Source organism: uncultured Maritalea sp., from assembly GCF_937139385.1.
In the GTDB taxonomy this organism is placed as follows: domain Bacteria; phylum Pseudomonadota; class Alphaproteobacteria; order Rhizobiales; family Devosiaceae; genus Maritalea; species Maritalea porphyrae_A.
Genome location: NZ_CAKZPW010000403.1, coordinates 1 through 6561, shown reverse-complemented (window position 1 = coordinate 6561; position 6561 = coordinate 1). Strand labels below are relative to the sequence as shown.

Sequence of the window (6561 nt, the reverse complement as noted above, 5' to 3'; positions counted from 1 at the left end):
TTGGTCACCAAAGCCCCAGCCGCAACGACTGCGCCATGACCTATGGTGATCTCTGGCTTTACCATTGCGCCATGCCCGATCCAAGTGTCGTGCCCGATATGGGCCGTGCGCGATGCGCGGTGCGCGAAGAAATCTGCATCCCGCTCTGCGTCGTCCCAATAGTCGTTTGAGCGATACATGAAATGATGCAGCGATGCACCATTGAGCGGGTGGTCAGTGGCGCCGAGGCGGCACGAAGACGCAATATTTGCGAATTTGCCGATCACTGCATTCGCCATATCCGCATATCGGTCACAGTACGAATAGTCCCCCATGTCGACATTGACCAATCGTGATCCGCGCCCAATCGAAACATAGTCGCCAAAACTACTGTCAACGATTGTGCAGTTTTCTTCCATATGGGGCAGATGAGGCTTAAGCTTTGCCATCAACTTTCACCTCCCTTGATTAGCTGGCGTCGCAACAAACCAGACGCCCAGTCCATGAACATCACCATGATGATGATTAAAATGATGTAGTAGCCAACTTCCTCCCAATCCTTCTGGGTTTGGATCGCCTGCGTCAGCATGAGACCAATACCGCCGCCCGTGATTGCACCGATGATGGTCGCGCTGCGTGTATTTGACTCAAAGAAATAGAGAACTTGGCTCAACAGCACCGGCACAACTTGCGGTATAACGCCAAATCGATAACCTTGTATCGGGTTCGCGCCGGTCGAGGAAACGCCTTCGATCTGCTTGTCATCCACATTTTCTAGCGCTTCAGAGAAGATCTTGCCAAACGTGCCGGTGTCTGTGATCAGAATTGCCAAAGCACCGGTTAGCGGTCCCGGACCGAAAGCGCGACTAAGCACAATGGTCCAAATGAGGGCATCGACGCCGCGCAAGAAATCAAACACACGTCGGATCGCCATGCGTAACGCCCTAAATGGCGTAAACTTCTTTGCTGCAAGGAAAGCAAGCGGTAAAGTTATGATCGCGGCGCCGAACGTGCCAAGAAATGCCATTAGAATAGTTTCGCTGATCGCCCAAAGGACGTCGCTGTGTCGCCACATCGGGTTGCCCCAAAAATCTGACCAAGCACCTGCAATATTGTGCCGCGCTTCATCTAATCGTGGACCAAAGACAATATCTGCAATCGACTTGCCGTAGTAAGGGCTGTCCAGTGTGAAAAAGAAAAGCTCCCAGCCGGGGAAGTATCGGAAAATCTCAGTTTTTGAACGTGTAATTGTTACCCGACCATTGGAGGTTTTTAGGGCAACGCGACGGTCACTTGCGTTAATCCAATCAGGAACGTTTTCACCAAGATTTGTATCGACAGTTTTGCCATTGAATTTTGCTTCAAACGTCCCGTAACCAGGAATTGTATAGTCCATCGCATTATCCGGCAGGAAGCGCACAACATGCCCATCCCCCAGATCAACAATGACAATCTCGCTACCAGAAACCCATTCAGGTCGAGTGCCTTCTGGATAACGCCCCTTGCGTTCACCCTCGATAGCGTAGTCGATTTCGCCAGAGCGATGAGATTTGGTTACGTGAACTTTATGGCTCCAGCTGTCCGACGCAAAAGTAATCGCGTTATCGAGCCGAGCGCGTTCTGCAAGGCCAATGATGTCAAAAGCAAATGCAATGTAAACGAAGTAGACCAAAGCTGCGATTGGTACGGCAACCGCGACGAATTTTTTGCGTTCAATTAACGTGACCGCCTGGCTCTGAATTGTTTGCACATTTATATCGGTCATGCTGATTTCCCTTCAGCGAGCTGATTGCGGTAGCGACTAGACAATTGATCAAAGAAGATGATGGTGGCGAACAAGAGAATGAATATGGCCGCCGCTTCGTCGAACAGACCGGGCCCCCATGACATGGCGTTTCGCAGTTCGTAGCCAAGGCCTCCTGCACCGACAAAACCAAGAATAGCTGAAGCGCGGATGTTGATTTCGAACCGCAGCAAACTGTAGCTGAGAAAGTTTGGCGCGACTTGTGGAAGGACGCCCAATAAAACACGCTGCGTCCAGTTCGCACCGACAGAACTCAGCCCTTCAACAGGCTTTAGATCGACATTCTCCGCGACTTCCGAAAAGAGCTTACCAATCGCGCCTGCGGTGTGTATGGCAATAGCAATTACGGCGGGAACTGGACCGCCTCCAAGGACAAAAATCAGCAGTAGCGCGATTACAATTTCGGGAACGGCGCGCATAATATCGGTGGTACGGCGCACGAATGGAATTGCCCACGGAAAGTAAGCAAGCCCTCTAGTGCCGTGCATTGCTAAAAGGAAGCCTGCCACAACGCCAACCAAAGTTGACACTGCCGCGATATTGATTGTTTCAATGAGCGCGGGCAAAAATTTGAACAAATAACCGGGCAACTCAGCCCGTTGCTCCCACGCTTCGCTCAACACATCGGCAGGATAATCACCAACATTTTTAAGTCCGTCCCAAAACCGCCAGCGTTTCGTGAATCGGCGACCATAAAACCGGACACCATCATCAGAACAAAGATCAGCAAAACGATGCCGCCGTAAAGTCGCTTTCGCTGTACCATCGCCATGTAGCTATCTTGGACAATCTTTGTGTCCGTTTGTGGCGGGCGTTTTGGATTTGGTTCTTGGGAGTTCGGATTAGACATTTGCCAGTTCCTGATATGAAAATCGGGGCTCTTAAGAAGAGCCCCGACATTGTCTAAAATAAGCTTACGGTTTTAGCCGCCGATTTTTGCTTTACGAGCTTCGATTACGGAGATGTACGCGTCATGGGTGATCGCGTCGAAACCAAGTGTCTCACCAGCAGCGACACCATAGGCGCAGTCTTGGTCTTTCGCGTGAAGTCCATCAACCAAAGCAGTCATTTTTGCTTTTACGTCTGCTGGAAGTGACTTGCGAAGAACAACAGGACCTTCAGGGATCACATTTGACTTCCAGATCTGAACAAGTTCGTTCATGTCAACAAGGCCAGCATCCACAGCTTTGCGTAGAGCGCCTGAATTATAGCCATCTTCCCATGCGCCCTGTGCATCAGCCCAAGTCACACCGCCGTCAATGTCGCCATTGAATACAGCTACGATTGTTTGTTCGTGACCGCCTGTGAATTTCACCTCGCCGAAATAGTCGCCAGATTCCATCGTAGAACCAGTTGCTTGTGGAATTTCGATTGAGGGGATCAAATAGCCGCTTGTTGAGTTAGGGTCACCAAAACCGAAAACCTTGCCTTTAAGGTCTTCAAGTTTTTCAACGCCAGCGTCTTTGCGCGCAAAACCAATTGAGTGATAGCCGTAAGAACCATCAAGGTTGATCTTGACCAAAACTGGCTCGACAGCTTCTGGGTCTTGCAAGTAAACAGCCGCGTATGAAGACGCGCCCAACCATGCCATATCCAATGTGCCGCCAAGCAGGCCCTGGATAACGCCATTATAGTCAGCAGGCGCGAACAATTTTGTTGGAACGCCAAGTTCTTTAGCAGCATATTCTTGCAAGCAGCTATAGCTGTTCATGCGGTCTTGCGCATTTTCACCACCAAGGATGCCAATGCGAAATTCGGTGATTGAGTCAGATGCCACAGCACCGGTCGTCAAAGCAGAAAAAGCCAAAAGGGCTGCAGTAAATGTGGATTTCATGGTTCTCTCCATTGTGAACGTGGCAGCGCCAGCGTTTCATATTTTTGGTCACGCGACAGCGGCGACCATTTCGGTGCGATCAAGCACACCGATCTCGGTTGAAGTTGCTTCTTCAGAAAAGTCGTCACCCGCGTCGTAGATTTCTCGAGCGGCTTCCGTTGTTAGTTCTTCTGGAGGACCGTCAAAAACGATCACCCCATCACGCATACCGATAACGCGGTCACAATATCGGCGTGCCGTATCGAGTGTGTGCAGATTGGCTATAACCAAACGACCATCTTCCTCATGGATACGCCGCAGTGCATCCATGACAATTTGTGCATTCATTGGGTCAAGGCTTGCAATCGGCTCATCAGCCAGAATTATTTTTGGATCTTGCATTAGCGCTCGCGCAATTGCGACCCGTTGCTGCTGCCCACCAGAGAGCGCTTCAGCGCGCTTGGGCGCATGCTCGGCAATGCCCAGCCTGTCCAAGATCTCCACTGCTCGATGGATATCTTCTGTTGGATATAGGTTGAAAAGAGTTGTCAGTGTCGAGCGCTTGTTCAAGGTGCCATGCAGGACGTTTGAAACAACATCCATTCTGGGCACGAGATTGAATTGTTGGAATATCATCGCGCATTCTGATTGCCAACGACGACGGTCGTTGCGCTTTAGTTTTGAAATGCAGGAGTTTTCAAATTGTATTTCACCGCTGGTGACGTCAGTCAGCCGATTGATTGTGCGCAATAGCGTGGACTTGCCAGCACCCGAACGTCCGATGATGCCAATAAATGCTGGCTCGTCGATTTGGAAACTAACATTGTTTACAGCTGCTTTGTCTCCGAATTTCTTCGTGACACCTGAAATGCTTAGCATATTGCCCCCTTTGATCAGGGGCAGACACTATTGATGTCAGATTTCAACTTCTTGACAAATAGATGATTGTTTTGTGACGGTGGAAAAATTATCTCGTTCGATAGCGACCGATAATGAAATTGATAAAAGATATGTGTTGTTGATTGGTAGCGTAAAACTAGGAGATCATTAGGTGCTGGGCTTCGATTGGGTTGCATTTGTAGTGGGCTTGAATGTAGCGCCCTGAGTGGGTCTCGTTTGAATTCGTCGGCCAAAAAGCATTTCCCCGCTGCCGCGTGCTGCATTTTTGGTTTTATGGCGAATTGGACAGCAAGTGCCTCATGTGCGCGCTGGTGCCAGCTTAATTCGAGGGTTGGATCTATTCTTGGCGCTAAATGGCGACAAAGTGATTTTGTTCAACTTCAACCAGTTTCAGAAATGTTGGCTTAAATGAAAGCTCGTGTACGGGCGAGGGTATTTCCAGTCCACTGATCAAGCTTCGTTTCTTCCGTTTTTTAGGGTCTGGAATTGGTACCGCAGCTAACAGCGATTTAGTATAAGCATGTTGTGGGTTTTCAAACACTTTGTCGCGCGCACCAATTTCAACAATTTGCCCCATATACATCACGCCCACGCGGTGACTGACTTTTTCCACGACAGCCATATCGTGGGAGATAAACACATAGGACAGCCCCAACTCGTCTTGCAGTTCTGCTAACAAATCCAACACTTGCGCTTGCACGGTGACATCAAGCGCTGAGACACTCTCATCAGCTACAATTATTTTAGGGTTCAGGGCCAACGCCCGCGCAATGCAGACACGCTGTCGTTGACCGCCAGAAAACTCATGCGGATACCGGGTTAGATGGATTGGTTCCAAACCAACCCGTTCAAACAGTTGAGCTGTCTTTTCTTTTTGTTCAATGTCATTGCCAATTTTGTGAATAACGAGTGGTTCTTGCACCAATTCTCCAACTGTTTTTCTCGGATTGAGCGAGGCATAGGGATCTTGGAAAATCATTTGAATTTTCCGACGAGCCGCGAGTTGGTTTTGCTTGTGCGAAATGCGTAGGTCTTCGCCCTCCACGTTTATGCGCCCTTGCCAATCGACCAAATTGAGCAATGCGCGCCCGGTCGTGGATTTTCCGCACCCACTTTCTCCAACCAGCGAAAGTGTTTCGCCCGCCTGCAATTGGAAGCTGACTTTTTCAACTGCATGCACCCGTTTTATGGTGCGTTGCAAAAGTCCACCCGCGATATCAAAACGCACCGTAAGGTCTTGAACATCAAGAACGGGAATTGTGGTTTGGCAAACCTTTACGGTTGGTGTGGGTTCTATCCCCGCCATGGATCCCAATTTTGGGAGGTCAGATATGAGCTTTTGTGTATAGCTTGCTTTTGGGGCGAGAAAAATGGAGGTTACGTCGCCCATTTCAACCATTTCACCCTGATTGACTACCAAGACACGGTCGGCCATTTCAGCAACTACGCCCATATCGTGGGTTATCAAAATCAGACCTGTATCAAATTCACGCTGCAATTCTTTCATCAGCGTGAGCACTTGCGCTTGAATGGTGACATCAAGCGCAGTTGTTGGTTCATCAGCAATCAAGACTTTTGGGCTGCACAAAAGAGACATAGCAATCATAACCCGTTGCCGCATGCCCCCGGTCAGTTCATGCGGATATTGATCAAGACGTTTCTTGGCCTCTGAAAGCCGCACCGCTTCCAGCATTTCCAATGCATGTTTGTTGGCATCAGCGCCCTGCATTGATTTGTGGAAGCGCAGCACCTCGCGCAGCTGATCGCCAATGGTCATAACGGGGTTAAGGGACGTCATGGGTTCTTGGAATATCATGGCGATATCATTGCCACTAATATGTTGCATTTGCTGTTCTGGCAGTTGCAACAAATCGGTGCCGCCCAAAATGGCCCTGCCGCTTGAGACGCGAGCAGATGTTTTGGGCAAAAGTCCCATAATTGCCAAAGAGGATATGGACTTGCCTGAGCCAGACTCGCCTGCGATGCACAATGTTTCTTGGGCATTCACATGGTAGGCAAAGTTGCGCACGACTGATTTTTCACCAGCGTCCGTTTTAACAGATAT

The 6561-nt window shown here is 49.5% G+C and carries 7 protein-coding genes; all 7 read right to left on the bottom strand.

Going from position 1 to position 6561, the window contains the following annotated elements:
• Positions 1 to 428 (bottom strand): acetyltransferase (locus Q0231_RS15985; RefSeq protein WP_299349152.1); only part of this gene is annotated, 428 nt, incomplete at its 3' end.
• A complete protein-coding gene (gene phnE, locus Q0231_RS15980; protein ID WP_299349150.1) occupies positions 428 to 1744 on the bottom strand; it encodes a phosphonate ABC transporter, permease protein PhnE in 1317 nt (438 codons plus the stop codon). The genes phnE (Q0231_RS15980) and Q0231_RS15985, both read right to left, overlap by 1 nt.
• On the bottom strand, positions 1741 to 2403 hold the full coding sequence (gene phnE, locus Q0231_RS15975; protein WP_299349148.1) for a phosphonate ABC transporter, permease protein PhnE: 663 nt from the start codon (positions 2401 to 2403) through the stop codon (positions 1741 to 1743). The genes phnE (Q0231_RS15980) and phnE (Q0231_RS15975) overlap by 4 nt, the downstream gene beginning before the upstream one ends.
• Complete coding sequence (locus Q0231_RS15970) at positions 2400 to 2633, bottom strand: hypothetical protein (RefSeq protein ID WP_299349145.1); 234 nt, start codon at positions 2631 to 2633, stop codon at positions 2400 to 2402. The genes phnE (Q0231_RS15975) and Q0231_RS15970 overlap by 4 nt, the downstream gene beginning before the upstream one ends.
• 72 nt (positions 2634 to 2705) lie before the next feature.
• Positions 2706 to 3617 (bottom strand): phosphonate ABC transporter substrate-binding protein, encoded by a 912-nt coding sequence (phnD, locus tag Q0231_RS15965; protein ID WP_299349142.1) that lies wholly within the window; start codon positions 3615 to 3617, stop codon positions 2706 to 2708.
• A gap of 48 nt (positions 3618 to 3665) precedes the next feature.
• The gene (phnC, locus tag Q0231_RS15960; protein WP_269394552.1) at positions 3666 to 4475 is read right to left on the bottom strand and encodes a phosphonate ABC transporter ATP-binding protein; all 810 of its coding nucleotides are present in this window, start codon (positions 4473 to 4475) and stop codon (positions 3666 to 3668) included.
• Positions 4476 to 4845: 370 nt separating this feature from the next.
• The coding region (locus tag Q0231_RS15955) for an ABC transporter ATP-binding protein (protein WP_299349135.1) at positions 4846 to 6561 on the bottom strand (1716 nt) is incomplete at its 5' end.